The organism is Rothia sp. HMSC078H08 (assembly GCF_001808955.1).
GTDB lineage: Bacteria > Actinomycetota > Actinomycetes > Actinomycetales > Micrococcaceae > Rothia.
In genome coordinates this window covers 75,754-93,366 of record NZ_KV795255.1, presented here as the reverse complement: position 1 = coordinate 93,366, position 17,613 = coordinate 75,754, and the positions used below count along the sequence as shown (strand labels likewise).

Here is a 17,613-nt window from a genome sequence, read left to right as displayed (position 1 = left end):
GCCGGTACGAGAAACCGCCCGTCGCTTGCATTAGCAGGCGCGGGCGGTTTTCTTATCTTTGCTCGAATGAGAGGGCGGCGGATGACCGAAAGGGTGGGAGCTGCGGAGCAAATGCGGTAGCATGGAATATCGAACGTGTATTCTAGGCAGCGAGGTAGATGATGAGCGACAAGCCCGAACAGCAGAAGCAGCCCTTCACCGAACAGGACGGCCTGTTCGCCGCCGAACTCGTCACCCCCGCAGCACCGGTAGACCCTGCACCGGTGGACGAGCCGCCCTTCGACCCCTACTACGACGTACCCCCTGCCGAGGACGACTACTACGCCCCTGCCATGGACGCCGCAGTGATGGATGCCCCGGTGATGGAGGCGCCCGCACAGGACGTACCCGTCGCCCTGCCCACCGGCATGCCCGCCTACGGTGCCCCTGCTACCAGCGCGCCCGTTCCTGAACCCGGCGCACCCGCAGCCTTCACCGCCGCAGACCCGCTCGGCGACTTCATGCCGCCCGCCTACCGCGTCGGCGGCTACGGCGAGGACTTCGACCCCGCCGACCCCTACGGCGAACGCACCCACAGCCTGAGCACCGTGGACCCCGCATCCCTCACCGCCGGGCTCAATGAACGCCAGGAAGAGGCCGTGCTGCACTCCGGCTCGCCTCTGCTCATCGTCGCGGGCGCTGGTTCCGGCAAGACCCGCGTGCTCACCCACCGCATCGCTTACCTGCTCGCAACCCACCGCGCGACCCCCGGCCAGATCCTCGCCATCACCTTCACCAACAAGGCTGCCGCCGAAATGCGTGAACGCATTGAGGCGCTGGTCGGCCCGCGCGCCAAGCACATGTGGATTTCTACTTTCCACAGCTTCTGCGTGCGTGTGCTGCGCCGTGAGGCCGCCGCCTTGGGGCTGAAGTCCACCTTCACCATCTACGATTCGACCGACTCGCAGCGCCTGCTGAGCCTCATCATTAAAGAGCTCAACCTGGACACCAAGAAGTTCACCGCTAAGGCTGTGGGCAACCGCATCTCCGCGCTGAAAAACGAGCTGGTCAGCGCCGAGGCGTATGCCTCCCGTGTGGCTAGCGATAACCCGTACGAGAAGACCATCGCGCAGATTTACACCGTCTACACGCAGCGTCTGCGCGCCGCTAACTCCCTCGACTTTGACGACCTGATTGGCCGCACCGTCTTTTTGCTCAAGAAGTTCCCCGAAATCGCGAACTACTACCGCCGTAAGTTCCGCCACATCCTCGTGGACGAGTACCAGGACACCAACCACGCCCAGTACCAGCTGGTGCGTGAACTGGTCGGCGCCCACGCGAAGGCACCGGCTGACCGCGGCCCCTACCCGGACGCGGTGCCCCCTGCCGAGCTGACCGTGGTGGGTGATTCCGACCAGTCCATCTACGCCTTCCGTGGTGCGGATATTCGCAATATTACGGACTTCGAGAAGGACTACCCGAACGCCCACACGATCCTGCTGGAGCAGAACTACCGTTCCACGCAGAACATCCTCTCTGCGGCGAATGCGGTCATTGAACGCAACCCCGATCGTCGACCCAAGAAGCTGTGGACCGCCTCCGGCGCGGGTGCGAAGATCATCGGTTACGTTGCCGAATCCGAGCACGCCGAGGCACGCTACATCACCCGCGAAATTGATCGCCTTGCCGATGAGCACGGCGTGCAGCCCGGTGACGTCGCAATCTTCTACCGCACCAACGCGCAGTCCCGAACCCTCGAGGACATGCTCATGCGTGCCGGCCTGCCCTATCGCGTGGTCGGTGGTACCCGCTTCTACGAGCGTAAGGAAATCAAAGATGCGCTCGCCTACCTGCGTGCCCTGAGCAACCCCGATGACGACGTGAACGTGCGCCGTATTCTGAACGAACCCAAGCGCGGTATCGGGGCCAAGTCCGAGTCCGTGGTGGCCGATTACGCGACCGCTCACCGCATCTCGTTCTTTGCGGCGGCGCGTCAGGCAGCCGACATCCCCGGCCTGGGCGCCGCCGCGGTCAAGAAGTACGCCGAGTTCGTGCGCCTCATGGATGACCTGGCGCAAATTGCCCGCACCGAACCGGCCGCAACCTGCCTGGAGGCGGTCCTGGAGCAGACCGGCTACCTGGCGGCTCTGCGCGCCTCCAAGGACATTCAGGACGAGTCTCGCGTAGAGAACCTCTCCGAGCTGCTTGACGCCATGGTCGAGTTCGAGACCGAGAACCCCGGCGCCGACCTGGAGCAGTTCCTCGAGCACGTGGCGCTGGTTGCCGACGCCGACTCGATTCCAAACCGCCCCGCCAGCGCGGAGGGTGAGAACGCCTCCGCCGCGCAGATTGCCGCCGAGGCCGCCGAGGCGAAGGCCCAGGGCATGGTCACCCTCATGACCCTGCACACCGCCAAGGGCCTGGAGTTCCCCGTGGTGTTCCTGACTGGCATGGAGCACGGACTGTTCCCGCACCAGCGTGCCCTGACCGACGAGAAGGAGATGAGCGAGGAGCGCCGCCTGGCGTACGTGGGTCTGACCCGCGCCATGGAGCGCCTGTACCTGACCCGCTCGGAGACCCGCACCATGTGGGGTAAGAGCCAGTTCAACCCGCCCTCGCCCTTCCTGGAGGAAATCCCGGAGGAGCTGATTGAGTGGAAGCGCACCGCCGGTTTCTCGGGTTTTGGTGCCTCTGGTATGGGTGCGTATGGCGCTCGCGGCGGCGGTTCTTACGGCAGTGGCTCCTACGGTAGCTCCTACGGTGGTTCCTACGGCAATGGTTACTCCGGCGGTTCGCGCTCCGGATACAGCTCCGGCTACGGTTCGGGTGGTTACGGCTCGGGTGGTTACAGTTCCGGTGGCTCGCGCGGCTCATACGACCCCTACGAGTCCCGCCCCGCACGCCGCTCCGAGCCGTCCACCGCGGATATTAACGGCTCGGCAAGCTACGGGCTGGCGGCGGTTGCCTCCTCGAAGGTGACAAACCGTTCCCGTGTGCACCAGAGCAAGGAAATCCCGACTCTGGCGGTCGGTGATACCGTGCGCCACACCAAGTTCGGTGAGGGCCGCGTGCTCGCCGTTGAGGGTAGCGGCGATAAGACCGTGGCGAAGGTTCGTTTCGGTTCGGAAGAGAAGCGTCTGCTGCTGCGTTACGCACCGCTGGAGAAGGTGAGCTAACGCGTCAGGCGTGAGAACCTGACAACGCCGATGGAGGGGCGGGTATCTGAGGGTGCCCGCCCCTCTTTTGTGCGCTGTACCGGGCGTGTTGTCCGCCTGGTGAGAAAGGTCCGGATGCTCTTCTGCGTGCGGCGGTATTGTCGCGTTTTCGCCGGTATTTCGCGGCGGATGGGGGAGTGCGAGTTCGGGTTAGTTACCCGGTGCACAGCCTTTGGGTGGAATGTACCCAAAATATTTGTGAGCTGAGTCGCTAAAATCTCAGATTTGGGGGTCCGTGAGTGCGAGCTCACGCCGAATCCGATAGAGTAGAGACGAGAGAAATTCCCCGCGTCAATGATGCGTGTGCGCCGGGTGCGAGAGATACCTATCGCACGTACCGGACACACAGGGGAACCTCCTCTAATGAGACCAGGCCGAGTGCACCAGTACTCGGCACCACTTCGAAGAAGAAGGACACCTGTGGACCTTTTCGAATACCAGGCGCGCGAGCTCTTCGCAAAGCACGGTGTACCCGTGCTCAAGGGCATTGTTGCGACCACCCCTGAAGAAGCAAAGGCAGCAGCTGAGGAAATTGGCGGCCTGACCGTCATTAAGGCTCAGGTTAAGACCGGCGGCCGCGGTAAGGCTGGCGGCGTTAAGCTCGCAAAGTCCCCCGAAGAAGCTTACGAGCACGCTAAGGCAATTCTCGGCATGGACATCAAGGGCCACACCGTTCACCGCGTGCTGGTCGCTGACGGCGCAGACATCGCCGAAGAATACTACTTCTCCCTCCTGCTGGACCGCGCAAACCGCTCCTACCTGGCAATGTGCTCGGTAGAAGGCGGTATGGAAATTGAGCAGCTCGCTGCTGAGCGCCCCGAGGCACTGGCAAAGATTGAGGTTGACCCGCTGGTCGGCCTGGACCAGGCTAAGGCTGAAGAAATTGCTAAGGCAGCAGGTTTCTCCGCAGAACTGCAGGAGAAGGTTGTTCCCGTTCTCGTCAAGCTGGGCGAAGTCTACACTAAGGAAGACGCAACCCTGGTTGAGGTTAACCCCCTCGTTCTGACCCCCGAGGGCACCATCCTCGCCCTGGACGGTAAGGTCTCCCTGGACGACAACGCAGAATTCCGCCAGCCCGAGCACGAGGCTCTCGTGGACAAGTCCGCTGAGAACCCGCTGGAAGCTAAGGCAAAGCAGTTCGACCTGAACTACGTGAAGCTGGACGGCGAGGTCGGCATCGTTGGTAACGGTGCAGGTCTGGTTATGTCCACCCTGGACGTCGTTGCATACGCTGGTGAAAACCACGGCAACGTCAAGCCCGCAAACTTCCTTGATATTGGTGGCGGCGCATCCGCTGAGGTTATGGCTGCTGGCCTGGAAATCATTCTGGGCGACGAGCAGGTCAAGAGCGTTTTCGTGAACGTCTTCGGCGGCATCACCGCATGTGACGCAGTGGCAGACGGCATTGTGAAGGCTCTGGAGATTCTGGGCGACGCAGCAACCAAGCCCCTGGTTGTGCGCCTGGACGGCAACAACGTTGCTGAGGGTCGCCGCATCCTCTCCGAGGCGAACCACCCGCTGGTTGTTCTGGCTGAGACCATGGACTCCGGCGCTGACAAGGCAGCAGAGCTCGCTCACAAGGCGTAATCGCCAGCAAAGGATTTCAAGGAAGTAATATGTCTATCTTTGTGAACAAGGACTCCAAGGTCATCGTTCAGGGCATCACCGGTGGCGAGGGTACCAAGCACACCGCACGCATGCTCGCAGCAGGCACCAACATTGTGGGCGGCGTGAACGCTCGCAAGGCTGGCACCACCGTCACCCACAAGGCGAAGGACGGCTCCGACATCGAGCTGAACGTGTTCGGTTCCGTAGCTGAGGCTATGGAGAAGACCGGCGCGAACGTCTCCATCGTCTTCGTTCCCCCGGCCTTCACCAAGGCAGCAGTTCTCGAGGCTATCGAGGCTAAGATTGGCCTCGTCGTCGTCATCACCGAGGGCGTTCCGGTTCAGGACTCCGCAGAGTTCTGGGCAGCCGCTAAGGCATCCGTGGACGAGAACGGCAAGCAGATCACCCGCATCATCGGCCCCAACTGCCCCGGCATCATCTCCCCCGAGGAGTGCCTGGTTGGTATTATCCCGGCGAACATCACCGGCAAGGGCAAGATCGGTCTGGTTTCCAAGTCCGGTACCCTGACCTACCAGCTGATGTACGAACTGTCCGACATTGGTTTCACCACCGCTATCGGTATTGGTGGCGACCCCATCATCGGCACCACCCACATCGACGCTCTGGAAGCTTTCGAAGCTGACCCCGAGACCGAAGCAATCGTCATGATTGGTGAGATTGGTGGTGACGCTGAGGAGCGTGCTGCAGAGTACATCAAGGCAAACGTGACCAAGCCCGTCGTTGGTTACATTGCAGGCTTCACCGCTCCTGAGGGTAAGACCATGGGCCACGCAGGCGCTATTGTCTCCGGTTCCTCCGGTACCGCTCAGGCGAAGAAGGAAGCTCTGGAAGCAGCAGGCGTGAAGGTCGGTAAGACCCCCTCCGAGGCTGCAAACCTGATGCGCGAAATCTTCGCAGCGAAGTAAACAGCATAGTATTGCGGCAGATGCCGGTAGTCCATGAGGCTACCGGCATCTGTGCTTTAACCCGGAGCTCAACAGAGACAGCATCGACTAATGCTCGAAGGCGCTGGGGGAGTGCGCTGGGGAAAAGAGGAGGGATAGAGCCGCTCCAGCTGTCGAACAGTGCTTGGATTTGAGGGCGCTTTTGAGATGTTTGAACCAGAGCGGTAGAACTTGCGACAGAAAGTAAGATTGTGCACATCTGCCCTCATAAGGTACAGATATAACCTCAACCTTTGTATACTGGAGTGCATTGAGCCTAGTCAGAACCATTCTTGACGGCTCCAAGAAACACCACCACTCACAGGAGATCACCACACTCATGACCCAGCCCATCTCTCGCCGCACCATCGCCAAGGCAGGCGTCTGGTCTGCACCCGTCGTCGCAGCCTCCGCAGCCGTACCCGCCTACGCCGCATCCAAGGAAACCCCCGGCGTACAGTACGGCGTGTACGTCAGCGTGCAGAACAACGGCGGCTACGTCGGCTACGCATCCTCCAACAACACCGGCACCATCAACCCGGCAAGCCCCGAGGCACACTTCACCGCCTCCACCGTTCCGGACTCCGACATCAACTGGGACGACGCAACCTCCAAGCCCAAGAGCGCAACCTACGTCAACGGCGAAGGTAAGTTCACCCCCGTCACCAACTCCCAGACCGGCGCAAACGGCGCATACATGTCCTCCAGCGGCTTCTGGTGGTCCGTACCGACCAAGGACACCGCAACCGGCACCGGCTACATCCCCGGTAGCAGCGTCACCCTCGCAGCGGGCGCAACCTTCGTGACCGAGGTGGAGTACACCGTCTCCGCCAAGGCCCAGTCGCTCCTGAAGCTCGGCAAGATCAACGGCCAGTCCTGGAGCCCCTCTAGCCGCCAGCTGACCGGTAAGACCACCGAGCTGGTCGCATCTGCAGGCCAGGCAAAGTACCTGTCCGTCGCACAGACCGCTGGCACCTGGACCGCAGAAGTACCGACCGTCACCAAGAACTCCGACGGCACCTACACCTTCAAGGGTCGTATCGTCTACACCACCAGCAAGGCGTACACCATGAAGCAGTCCGGCACCAAGTACTACAGCCAGACTAACTTCATGCCGGCGCAGCTGCGCTTCCCGGCAAACGACGGCTGGGTTTCGTACAAGCAGACGTCCAGCGTGCAGGTCGCTAACCTGACCTACTCCGGCAACGGCGCGACCGGTTCTGAGAGCGTTTCCGGTCAGGCCACCACCGCGGAGATTCACCCGTAATAGGGCTCAGCCCGTAGTAGGGTAACCCCTCATGCAGGGTACGGACGTATAGAAAACCCCCGGCGTGTGATTTTAAATCACCCGCCGGGGGTTTCTTTGCGCTCAAGCTACGGCACATGCAAGAGCGGCTATATACACTTGTCGAGAGCTTATTGGGGGTGTTGTAACTAGCCGACCGTCGTGCCGAACGCCAGACCCAGCAGGTAGGTCACGAACGCAGCGCCAAAGCCAATTAGAATCTGACGAACACCGCGCTTGAGCGGGGAAGCACCCGAAAGCAGGCCCACCACGCCGCCGGTGAAGCCCAGCGCCGCACCCACAAACAGCAGAGACAGCACCATCGCGAACACACCCGACAAGCCAAAGATATAGGGCAGAATCGGAACCAGTGCACCCGAAGCGAAGAACGCAAACGAAGCAGCGGCGGCACCAATATCGGTACCCAAAGCCACATTCTCCTCACGATCCTCATCCTCGCGGTGAGACAGCGACGGATCGCAGTCACAATCCATGTAGCCGAAACGCTCCATCGCACGGTGATGCGCCGCTTCCGGCTCCATGCCGCGGGCACGGTAAATGAGCTCCAGCTCGTTCGAATCCAAATCCAAATCGTGTGCAACACGCAGGGTCACCTGGGTCGGCTGGGAGGCATCCAGCAGTTCACGCTGAGAACGCACAGACACAAACTCACCCGCCGCCATCGACAGTGCACCCGCCAGCAGACCCGCAATACCTGAGAGCAGGACCATCGAGCTGGACGCGCCCGAGGCAGTAATACCCATAATCAGCGCCAGATTCGAGACCAAACCGTCATTAGCGCCAAAGACCGCCGCACGGAAATTACCCGAAAGCTTCTCGCGACCATTAGTCGCCAGGGCGCGAATAATTTCCTCGTGAATTGCCTCGTCAGCCGCCATTTCCTCGGTAGCGTCTGGATCCTCAGCGTAGGGGGAGCGGGACTCGGCGCGCTGAGCCATCGCCAGAATAAACACCGAACCGAAGTTCTTCGCCAAGAACTGCAACACCAGAGATTGCATGGACGGGCGCACGTGCACATTCGCGTGCTCACCGAGCATGTCACGCCAATGCTGCTGGTGACGCTTCTCCGCCTCAGCAACCTGCAGAAGGATTTCGCGGTCGGTGCCCTCGGCACGGCGAGCCAGGTAGCGGTAGATGCGCGCCTCCGACTCTTCATCAGCCAGGTAGCGGCGCCAACGCTTAATCTGCGCGGGGGAGGGGGAAGTAACCGCACTGTGGCGGGTCGGCTTGTGCTCGGTTGCCTCAGCTGCGGTCCTTTCGGCCTCGGCCGCGTCAGCTTGAAGCTTCTCGGTCTGCTCGCCGTACGTGTCTTCGCCGTGCTCGTTCGGGGCGTGCGTGCTCATATCTCTCTTTCCACCGGATGCGGGTCGCGCCGGGTATTTCCCGGGCGCACAATCATGCGTTCAATCTGTGTGTTCTGAGTTGATCAGTGAACAACTGTAGAGCACTCCGAACAGAAAATCTAGGACGGCCTAACCCGATGTTATTGTTCGCCTCAACGTACTTTGTGATACCGCACGGGCGAGGACTCAAGGGGCGGGAAAGGTAAAAGTGCCGGGAAGAAGCGGGGCAGCTTCGAGCATAAAAAGCCGGGCGGGTGCACCCTCCATAAGGAGAGCGCACCCGCCCGGCTTGTGACTCTAAAAGCTAACGCCTACATGACGTGCCGCCATAAGTAGGCTGCAGTTTAGACGCTACGACTTAGATGGTTGCAGCTTAGATGTTGCCTTCGCCGTTTTCCAGGAATGAGCGGATGAACCACTGGAACTTCTCCAGCTCAGCGGTCTGACCGATCAGCAGATCCTCGGTGACGGGGTCGGACTCGCCAGCGAATGCAATCGCGTTGCGGTGAGCCTCAATCACGCGGGTGTAGACGTCGTTCAGGGCGCGCAGGTGAGCGGGGACGGGTGCGCGGCCAACCGCGTAGTCCTCGACGGTGCGCTGTGCGACCAGTGCGCCAGCCAGACCGTTGGGGGCTGCGCCCAGGGTTGCCATACGCTCTGCGATGGCGTCGACGAATTCGCGGACGGTGTCGACCTGGGGGTCAATCATTTCGTGAACGGCGATGAAGCCGGGGCCGGTCACGTTCCAGTGAGCGTGCTTCAGCAGCAGGTGCAGGTCGTTCAGGTCGTGCAGACGTGCCTGGAGAACCTCGGAAATGCCCTTGCCTTCTTCGATGGTCAGGCCGGGTGCGGTGTAGTTTGCGAATGCCATGATGGTCTCCTTCATGATGCTGTGATGCTTGTGGTCCGGTGAGGTTTGTATTCCCACCGAAGTCGTTATTGATTAGTAAATCATTTTAAGGAACTGCTGTCAAGCTTATTCTGAGTACTTCGTAATAAATTATCATCTGCCTGTTGTGTCGCCCTCAAGTCCTCACTCAAAAGCTCCTGCTTAAACCCACACGGCTCACCGCCCAAGCATGCATAAAGGGCGGGATGTGCGGTATCTCGTATCACGCATCCCGCCCTTTAGGGTGAAGCGTATTCAGTTTTCGTGCAGAGCTTTCTCTGCCGGGCTTCCGGTTTGCGAACCAAGCGGCTACGCCAGCGCGCGAACCGCCTCCAGATTCAGCTCCTCGTGCTTGAGGTGCACGGTGCCCAGCTCCGCCGGAACCTCCAGCTCGCCCGGCACAACAATGACACGCATACCCGCCGCGGTCGCACTACGCACGCCCGAAGGGGAATCCTCAAGAGCCACGCACTGAGTCGGATCAACACCCAGGCGCTCCGCCGCCAAAAGATAGGGCTGCGGGTCCGGCTTGGGGTGGGTGGTCTCATCATTACCAATAACCACCGAGAACGTGCCCTCGGGTGCCGCATTCGCGGTGCGGCGAGCCACGGAGGTGGTCGCATTCGTGACGACTGCCGCCGGAATCTGCGCCTCACGCACCTCCGAGAGGAAACGCTCAATGCCGGGCAGAAACTCGACCGGCTGCTGCGCCAGGGTTTCGTGCACCTTCGCCACCAGTAGGTCGTTAATCTCCTCGTCCGGCAGGTTCACGCCGCGCTCACGCAGACGATCCAAGGTGAACTTCATTGACAGGCCCAGGCAGTCGAGGGTGTCCTGCTCAGTCCAGGTGCCGCCAAATTCTGCGGCGAGAGCAACCTTGGCGGCAGCCCATACGGGTTCAGTATCGACGAGGGTTCCGTCGTGGTCGAAAAGAATGGCGGCGGGGAAGGTGTTCGTAGTCGTCATGTCATTAAGCCTACCGGTTTATTTCTGAGGCGAGCGTAGGACAGCGTCCCCAGTTGTTACCAAAAAATCTGTGCCCGCGTTCTGGGGGTTCTTGGCGATAGTGAGTAGCGCATCGGCAACGTCTTCACGGGCAATCGTCGGAATGCCCGGAGTTCGCTCGACGCTCGCCATGTCAAATACCTTGACCCCGCCCCTGCCGCGCTTATCGGTCAGCCTGCCCGGATGAGCACGCGAAATATACGGCTGATATTCGGCGACCAGGGCGTCAGCCTTGACCTTGTCGGTAAAGATGCCGTGCATGATGACCTTACACACTAGGCGCATGGGGAGTGAGGCGGTCCGTACCGTATCGCCCACGCCGTAGGCGCTCATCAGAACGCAGTGCTTTACGCCTGCGCCCGTGACCGCCTGCATGATGAGCGGCAGGCGCTCCTGTAGGAACGTACTGTGAAGGAACTCTCGCACCGTGGCCTTCTGTCCCAGGGTGCTCACCATGACGTCCTGCCCGGCGGATGCTGCGGCGAGCTGCTCGGCATCATTCAGGGCTCCCGGAACGATAGTGAGATTTTGGTGCGCTCCCAAAAGTGTTAGCGCCTTGTCGGGGTTGCGCACGTAGGCGGTGACGGTGTGACCCTCCTCTAGGGCTTTGCGGGTAAAGAAATAGCCGGTGCGGCCGGTTGCGCCTAGAACCAGTATTTTCATGTGGGGTCCTTAATCTTTAGCTGTTATGGGAACCTGCAAGCGCCCAATCCGGTCAGTATAGCAATGCGGCTTCGACTGGGGCTTTGACAGGGAGTTTTGACTGGGGCTTTTGTTTGGGGGTCAGGGGGTGTGAGGTGGGGCGAAAAATACGAAAATTTTTTTGCAGGAGGCTTGCGAAACATAGTTGAGTGGAGTAGACTCAAGTTGTGTAATGCAGGGGCGCATAGGATAAGCCCCTCGAAATACGAAAGGAACACCATGGACAACAAGTTCACCACCAAGAGTCAAGAAGTCATCTCGGCGGCAAATACTAACGCTCAAACCGCCGGCAACCCCACTATTGAAACCGCGCACATCCTCAAGGCCCTCATGGACCAGCGCGAAGGCGTCGCCGTAGCAGTCCTCAAGGCTGCAGGCCTGGATGTGGACGCTATCTCCGAGGCGGCATCCGCCGAAATCAAGAAGCTGCCGAAGGCATCCGGTGCCTCCGTGCAGAATGCCTCCCTCAGCCGTGCCGCGCTTTCCGCTCTGCAGGCGGCACAGACCCGCGCCCAGGGCTTCGGAGATACCTACGTTTCTACCGAAATGATTCTGCTGGGCATTGCCAGCGGAACCGATAGCACCGCAACCGCAATGCACAAGCTCGGCGCTACCGCAGAGCTCATCGCACAGACCATCCCCAACGTCCGAGGAGACCGCACCGTGGACACCCCCGACCCCGAAGGCACCTTCCAGGCACTCGAAAAGTACGGCACCGACCTGACCGCCATTGCTCGCGCAGGCAAGCTTGACCCGGTCATCGGCCGTGACTCCGAGATTCGCCGCGTGGTGCAGGTGCTTTCCCGCCGCACCAAGAACAACCCCGTGCTGATTGGTGAGCCCGGCGTCGGTAAGACCGCCGTCGTGGAAGGCCTGGCACAGCGCATGGTTTCCGGCGACGTGCCCGAATCCCTGCGCGGCAAGACCCTGATTAGCCTGGACCTGGGCTCCATGGTCGCAGGCGCAAAGTACCGCGGTGAATTCGAGGAACGCCTGAAGGCAGTCCTCGAAGAAATCAAGAAGTCCGAGGGTCAGATTGTGACCTTCATCGACGAGATTCACACCGTCGTCGGTGCCGGCGCATCCGAAGGTTCCATGGACGCAGGCAACATGCTCAAGCCCATGCTTGCCCGTGGCGAGTTGCGCCTGATTGGTGCCACCACCCTCGACGAGTACCGCGAGAATATCGAGAAGGACCCCGCCCTGGAGCGCCGCTTCCAGCAGGTGTACGTGGGCGAGCCCAGCGTAGATGACACCATCGGTATTCTGCGCGGTCTGAAGGAACGCTACGAGGCACACCACAAGGTGCAGATTGCTGACTCCGCGCTGGTTGCCGCAGCAACCCTGTCTAACCGTTACATTCCCTCCCGTCAGCTGCCGGACAAGGCAATTGACCTGATTGACGAGGCTGCATCCCGCCTGCGCATGGAAATTGACTCCGCACCGGAGGAAATCGACCAGCTGCGCCGCGCCGTGGACCGCCTCACCATGGAGGAACTGGCACTTGCCGACGAGACCGATCCCGCATCCGTGGAGCGTCTGGAAGCGTTGCGCAAGGACATGGCTGACAAGAAGGAACAGCTCGACGCCCTCAACGCTCGTTGGGAGGCCGAGAAGGCTAGCCTGAACCGTGTGGGTGACATCAAGACCCAGATTGACGAGCTACGTTCCCGCGCAGAGGTTGCACAGCGCGAGGGTAACCTCGCTGAGGCATCCCGCCTGCTCTACGGCGAGATTCCCGCAAAGCAGGCTGAGCTGGAAGAAGCACAGCGCGCCGAGGACACCGCCAAGAACGAGTCCATGGTCTCCGAAGAGGTCACCGCGGACGATATTGCCGAGGTGATTTCCTCCTGGACCGGTATTCCCGCAGGCCGCATGATGCAGGGTGAATCCGAGAAGCTGCTCGAAATGGAGAAGCGCATCGGTGCCCGCCTCATTGGCCAGGAAGCCGCAGTAGTCGCTGTCTCTGACGCTGTGCGCCGCGCCCGCGCCGGCATCTCCGACCCGAACCGCCCGATTGGTTCCTTCCTGTTCCTGGGCCCGACCGGTGTCGGTAAGACCGAGCTGGCTAAGGCACTGGCTGAGTTCCAGTTCGATGACGAGCGTGCCCTGGTACGCATCGACATGAGCGAGTACTCCGAGAAGCACACCGTGTCCCGCCTGGTCGGTGCCCCTCCCGGATACGTTGGCCACGAAGAGGGCGGTCAGCTGACCGAGGCTGTACGCCGTCGCCCCTACTCGGTGGTCCTGCTCGACGAGGTCGAGAAGGCACACCCCGAGGTCTTCGACATCCTGCTGCAGGTACTCGATGACGGCCGCCTGACCGACGGCCAGGGCCGCACCGTGGACTTCCGCAACGTCATCCTGATCCTGACCTCGAACCTCGGTTCGCAGTACCTGGTCAACCAGGATTTGCCCTTCGAGGAGCGATCCGAGAAGGCGCTGGAGGTTGTTCACCAGGCATTCCGCCCCGAGTTCCTCAACCGACTGGACGACATCATCATGTTCCAGCCCCTGTCGGCTGAGAACCTGGGCCAGATCGTGGGCCTGCAGATCAAGAGCATGGCTAAGCGTCTGGAGGACCGCCGCCTCACCCTGAACGTGACCGAGGCAGCCCTCGAGTGGCTGGGTAAGACCGGCTACGACCCGGCATTCGGTGCCCGCCCGCTGCGCCGCCTGGTTCAGCGTGAGATTGGCGACCGCCTGGCTCGCGGCATCCTCTCCGGCGCAATCCACGACGGCGACACCGTGACCGTGGACGTGAACCCGGACGTTGCCAGCGACGGCCTGTCGGTGACCTCCGAGCGTGAGCAGCAGGCTGAGAACTAAGCTCAATCGGCTGGCTGGGCGGACTTAGCCCGTGGCTGAGTTTGCACATTCGAAACCATACGAAATAGGCTGTGGGGTACCCTCGAAAGGGGTGCCCCACAGCCGTTTAACGCACTAGAACCGCGCTGACCGCACTAGTACACAGAGAATTGAGGAGAAGAATGGACCGCTGGACTGACCACCAGAACTTCGCCGCCGCCGGTGAGCAGCGCGAAGAAATCGCCTCCGTGCACCGTGCAGCAATCCGCTCGATTCAGCGCGTTGTCTCTGAGAACGCCACCCCGCACGACGAAGAATACGCCTCCGCGGGTATTGCCGAGCTACTCAAGGCGGGTAAGGTTCTCGTGCTCACCGGCGCGGGAGTAAGCACCGAATCCGGCATCCCCGACTACCGCGGACCCGGCGGTTCCCTGCACGACCACCGCCCCATGACCTACCAGGAATTCCGCTACGATGACGCCGCCCGCCAACGCTACTGGGCGCGCTCCTACGTGGGTTGGCGCCGCATGCGCCGCGCCGAACCGAACCGTGCCCACTATGCGCTCGCCGAGCTGGAGCAGCTGGGTGCCGTGAGCGGCGTGATTACGCAGAACGTGGATGGGCTGCACGCCCGTGCTGGAAGCTCCCGTCTGCTGGCGCTGCACGGCGACCTCTCTCGTATTGTGTGCCTGGACTGCGGGCAGGACGAGAGTCGCGAAAGCCTGGATACACGCCTGGATGCTGCGAACCTCGGCTACCTGGCGCGCCTTGAAGACGAAGAGCTGCGCGTGAACCCTGATGGCGATGTGGAGTTGGACGACCGCTATATCCGCGATTTTCAGATGGTGCCCTGCATCGCCTGCGGTTCGACCCGCCTCAAGCCGGATGTGGTGTACTTTGGTGAGTCCGTGCCCGCCGAACGTAAGGCGCTCAAGGACGCCATGCTCGCTGAATGTTCGGCGCTGCTGGTGGTGGGCTCCTCGGTGGCGGTTATGAGTAGCTACAAGATTGTGTTGGAGGCTCTGCGTGCCGGCAAGCCGGTCGCTGTCATCAATGGCGGCCCCGGTCGTGCGGATGCGAAGGCTACCTACCTGTGGCGCACCGGCGTGGGTGAGGCACTGGAGCTCATGCTTGACGAGATTGACGACTAGGTAGCGCTAGCGCCCGGCGAATTTTGCCGCGCGTGCACTGACCTATAGCTGGCCCGTCGTTAACTGCACGAAAGTGCTATTTTGTGTTGCAAGTCATTGCAAATAGCCCCTGGACAGGCGGATACACCCAGAGCGCGGGGATAAAATGATGGGATGGACATTCGACACACTATCACTCGCTTCGGTGCCACCGCCCTGATCGGCTGCGGTCTGGCGGTCACCGCAATCCCCGCAACGTTCGCTCAGAACGGTGAAGAGTCCGTCACCCACGTCTACTCCGACAAGGCGACTTCCCACATCTCTGAGGTCTGGTACAAGGGCGAAACCCTGAAGATTACCGGCGAAGGCTTCCTGACTCAGGACGGCACCTCCGGCTCCGTCATCGCTATCAAGCTGAACAAGGGCTCCGTCAAGATTGACGGCAAGGACTACCTGGAAGTTCAGGCTGACGAGAAGGGCAACTTCTCCGTTTCCATTCCCTGGCAGAACGACCTGGATGAGCGTATCTCCGTGGACGTCTACCTGCTCTCCGGCTCCCTGAAGGACAACGACACCGCTCGCGGCGGCAAGGCTGCGACCGTGAAGATTGAGGCTCGTTCCGTTCAGGAAGCAACCCCCTCCGCTACCGCTTCGGTGAGCCCTTCGGCGACCGCGAGCGCTTCGGCTTCCGTGGTGGCTACCCCCTCCGCATCTGTAGCTCCCTCTGCTACCCCCTCGGCATCGGCTACCGCCGCTGATGAGGTTGTCGCCTCCGTGGATGCAGAGATTAAGAACCGCCCGGCAACCTCGGTGAGCCCCTCGGCTACCGCATCGGCTTCTGCTTCTGTGGTGGCTACCCCCTCCGCTTCGGCAACTGCTTCTGCGAGCGCATCGGCTTCGGCTGCTGCTGATCAGAACGCAGCCGTTGTGAACGAGGCGAAGGATCAGCTGGGTGATTCCACCTCCGCTACCGAGCAGGTGACCGCTTCGGCTGAGAGCACTCGCTTTGCGAACTGTGCAGAGGTTGCGGCTGCTGGCCTGGCGCCTATGCACGAAAGCCACCCAGACTTCCGCAAGAAGTTTGATAATGACGGTAACGGCCTGGGTTGCGAGGTCATTAACAGCGAGGTAACCGACGGTTCCTCCTCCAACAGCTCCTCGGGTTCTTCGTCCCGCAACTCTGGCGGTCTGGATAACCTGGGTGGCAGCTCCTCCTCTTCGAGCAGCTACACTTCGAGCCGCGCTCAGCGCTCTTCTCTTGCTAACACCGGTGCTTCTAACGCCTTCACCATTGCTGGTATGGGTCTGGTGGCTCTGGGTCTGGGTGTTGCTGGCGTGTCTGCTGTGCGCAACCGCAAGAACTCCTAAGAACTGTTGCCGCCGCCGGGCGCGGTGTGCATGAGGGTCCCTTCCCCTGAACGCTTTTGAGTGTTCGGGTGGAGGGGATTTTCGCGTTTAACGGGGTGGTTTTTGCTGTTGGGTTGTGCTGATGGGATGAGGTATGTACTTGTTAGTTTCTTCAATGTGGGGTTGAGAGTTTGGGTGTGCACGGCGGTGCAAAAGGCTCGTATAGTTCAACCATGCCTTCAAGAAACCTTCAAGAAAAATATATTTTGTGAGTTAGGTCATGATAAATTGACGTCTTGGGGGTCGGTATCCTAAGCTTCGCTCGTTAGAATGGGGGCATGAACATTCGAAACAACATTGCACGCATCGGTGCCACCGCCCTCATCGGCTGTGGCCTCGTTGCTACTTCCGTCCCCGCCACCTTCGCTGTTGAAGGCGCACCTCAGGTTGTCCACACCTACGCAGACTCTGCACAGTTCATCGCCCCCGACGTATGGGTTGAGGGTCAGGGTCTGAACATTGGTGGCGAGGGCTTCAAGACCGCTGATGGTACCTCCGGTTCCGTTCTGGCGCTGAAGCTGAACAAGGGTGCTGTCAAGATTAATGGCCAGGACTACCTGGAAATCCACGCTGACGCGGCTGGCAACTTCTCCGTTACCATCCCCTGGCAGGAAGAGCTGCACGGCAGCGTTTCCGTTGACATTTACCTGCTGTCCGGCTCCCTGAAGGACGGCGACGTTCCCCGCGGCGGTAAGGCAGCTACCGTGACCATTAAGGTTGCAGAGCAGCCCGCTCCGGCACCTAGCGAAGAGCCCACCCCGGCTCCCTCCGAGGATCCGACCCCCGCTCCCTCCGAGGATCCGACCCCGGCCCCCTCCGAGGACTCGACCCCGGCTCCCACTCAGGACCCGACCACCGAGGCTCCCAAGCCTGCTGAAGAGACCTCCGCACCCGCAGTTGAGGACGCTAAGGAAACCAAGCCTGCTGAAGAGACCTCCGCACCTGCTGAAGAGCAGAAGTCTGATGAGCAGTCTGCCCCTGCGGCTGACCACGTCGAGGGTGATTCCAAGGAGTCTAAGGGCTCCAAGGATTCCGATAACCTCGTGCTGGGGTCCTCCGGCAATGACGACCTGGGTTCCGGTTCTAGCGGTGGTCTGAGCTCCGGCTCGAACGACAACCTGGGCTCCGGTTCCTCGAACGCATCCTCCAAGAGCTCTTCTTCCCTGGCTAAGACCGGTGCATCCGATGCGATGACCGCTGCTGGTCTGGGTCTGATTGCTCTGGGTGCTGGTGGCGCGACCATCGTAGCAACCCGCATGCGCAAGAAGGCATAATAA

Annotated in this window: 12 protein-coding genes; 8 read left to right on the top strand and 4 right to left on the bottom strand. The window is 60.9% G+C overall.

Features of this window, described 5'->3' with window-relative positions; translation table 11 throughout:
- The first annotated feature begins 158 nt into the window (after window positions 1–158).
- The 4 genes from HMPREF2528_RS05305 (at window position 159) to HMPREF2528_RS05290 (ending at window position 7,013) form a co-directional block, all read left to right on the top strand.
- Window positions 159–3,155, top strand: a complete 2,997-nt coding sequence (locus tag HMPREF2528_RS05305; RefSeq protein ID WP_070542957.1) for a UvrD-helicase domain-containing protein — start codon at window positions 159–161, stop codon at window positions 3,153–3,155.
- A gap of 459 nt (window positions 3,156–3,614) precedes the next feature.
- Window positions 3,615–4,781: an ADP-forming succinate--CoA ligase subunit beta gene (sucC, locus tag HMPREF2528_RS05300; protein ID WP_005504561.1), complete on the top strand. Its 1,167-nt coding sequence runs from the start codon at window positions 3,615–3,617 to the stop codon at window positions 4,779–4,781.
- Window positions 4,782–4,810: 29 nt separating this feature from the next.
- Window positions 4,811–5,728, top strand: coding sequence for a succinate--CoA ligase subunit alpha (gene sucD / locus HMPREF2528_RS05295; RefSeq protein WP_005504562.1), 918 nt, complete (start codon window positions 4,811–4,813; stop codon window positions 5,726–5,728).
- A 358-nt stretch (window positions 5,729–6,086) separates the two neighbouring features.
- Entirely contained in the window at window positions 6,087–7,013 is a 927-nt protein-coding gene (locus tag HMPREF2528_RS05290) for an amino acid oxidase (protein ID WP_070542955.1), read from the top strand.
- Window positions 7,014–7,180: 167 nt separating this feature from the next.
- Here HMPREF2528_RS05290 and HMPREF2528_RS05285 read toward each other — a convergent pair whose 3' ends face one another.
- From HMPREF2528_RS05285 to HMPREF2528_RS05270, 4 genes are all read right to left on the bottom strand, one after another.
- A complete protein-coding gene (locus tag HMPREF2528_RS05285; protein ID WP_070542950.1) occupies window positions 7,181–8,395 on the bottom strand; it encodes a VIT1/CCC1 transporter family protein in 1,215 nt (404 codons plus the stop codon).
- 373 nt (window positions 8,396–8,768) lie between these two features.
- Window positions 8,769–9,266: a Dps family protein gene (locus HMPREF2528_RS05280; RefSeq protein ID WP_070507180.1), complete on the bottom strand. Its 498-nt coding sequence runs from the start codon at window positions 9,264–9,266 to the stop codon at window positions 8,769–8,771.
- A gap of 327 nt (window positions 9,267–9,593) precedes the next feature.
- A complete protein-coding gene (locus tag HMPREF2528_RS05275; RefSeq protein WP_070542946.1) occupies window positions 9,594–10,250 on the bottom strand; it encodes an HAD family hydrolase in 657 nt (218 codons plus the stop codon).
- An 18-nt stretch (window positions 10,251–10,268) separates the two neighbouring features.
- Entirely contained in the window at window positions 10,269–10,952 is a 684-nt protein-coding gene (locus HMPREF2528_RS05270; RefSeq protein ID WP_070542943.1) for an NAD(P)-dependent oxidoreductase, read from the bottom strand.
- 258 nt (window positions 10,953–11,210) lie between these two features.
- Here HMPREF2528_RS05270 and clpB point away from each other — a divergent pair, with 258 nt between their 5' ends.
- The 4 genes from clpB (at window position 11,211) to HMPREF2528_RS05250 (ending at window position 17,610) form a co-directional block, all read left to right on the top strand.
- Window positions 11,211–13,820 carry an ATP-dependent chaperone ClpB gene (clpB, locus tag HMPREF2528_RS05265; RefSeq protein ID WP_070542939.1) on the top strand — a complete coding sequence of 870 codons (2,610 nt, stop codon included), beginning with the start codon at window positions 11,211–11,213 and terminating at the stop codon, window positions 13,818–13,820.
- Between the two features lie 161 nt (window positions 13,821–13,981).
- Window positions 13,982–14,950, top strand: coding sequence for a Sir2 family NAD-dependent protein deacetylase (locus HMPREF2528_RS05260; RefSeq protein WP_070542936.1), 969 nt, complete (start codon window positions 13,982–13,984; stop codon window positions 14,948–14,950).
- Between the two features lie 153 nt (window positions 14,951–15,103).
- Window positions 15,104–16,297, top strand: a complete 1,194-nt coding sequence (locus HMPREF2528_RS05255) for an excalibur calcium-binding domain-containing protein (protein ID WP_049363444.1) — start codon at window positions 15,104–15,106, stop codon at window positions 16,295–16,297.
- Between the two features lie 317 nt (window positions 16,298–16,614).
- A complete protein-coding gene (locus HMPREF2528_RS05250; RefSeq protein WP_070542933.1) occupies window positions 16,615–17,610 on the top strand; it encodes a calcium-binding protein in 996 nt (331 codons plus the stop codon).
- Window positions 17,611–17,613 lie beyond the last annotated feature (3 nt).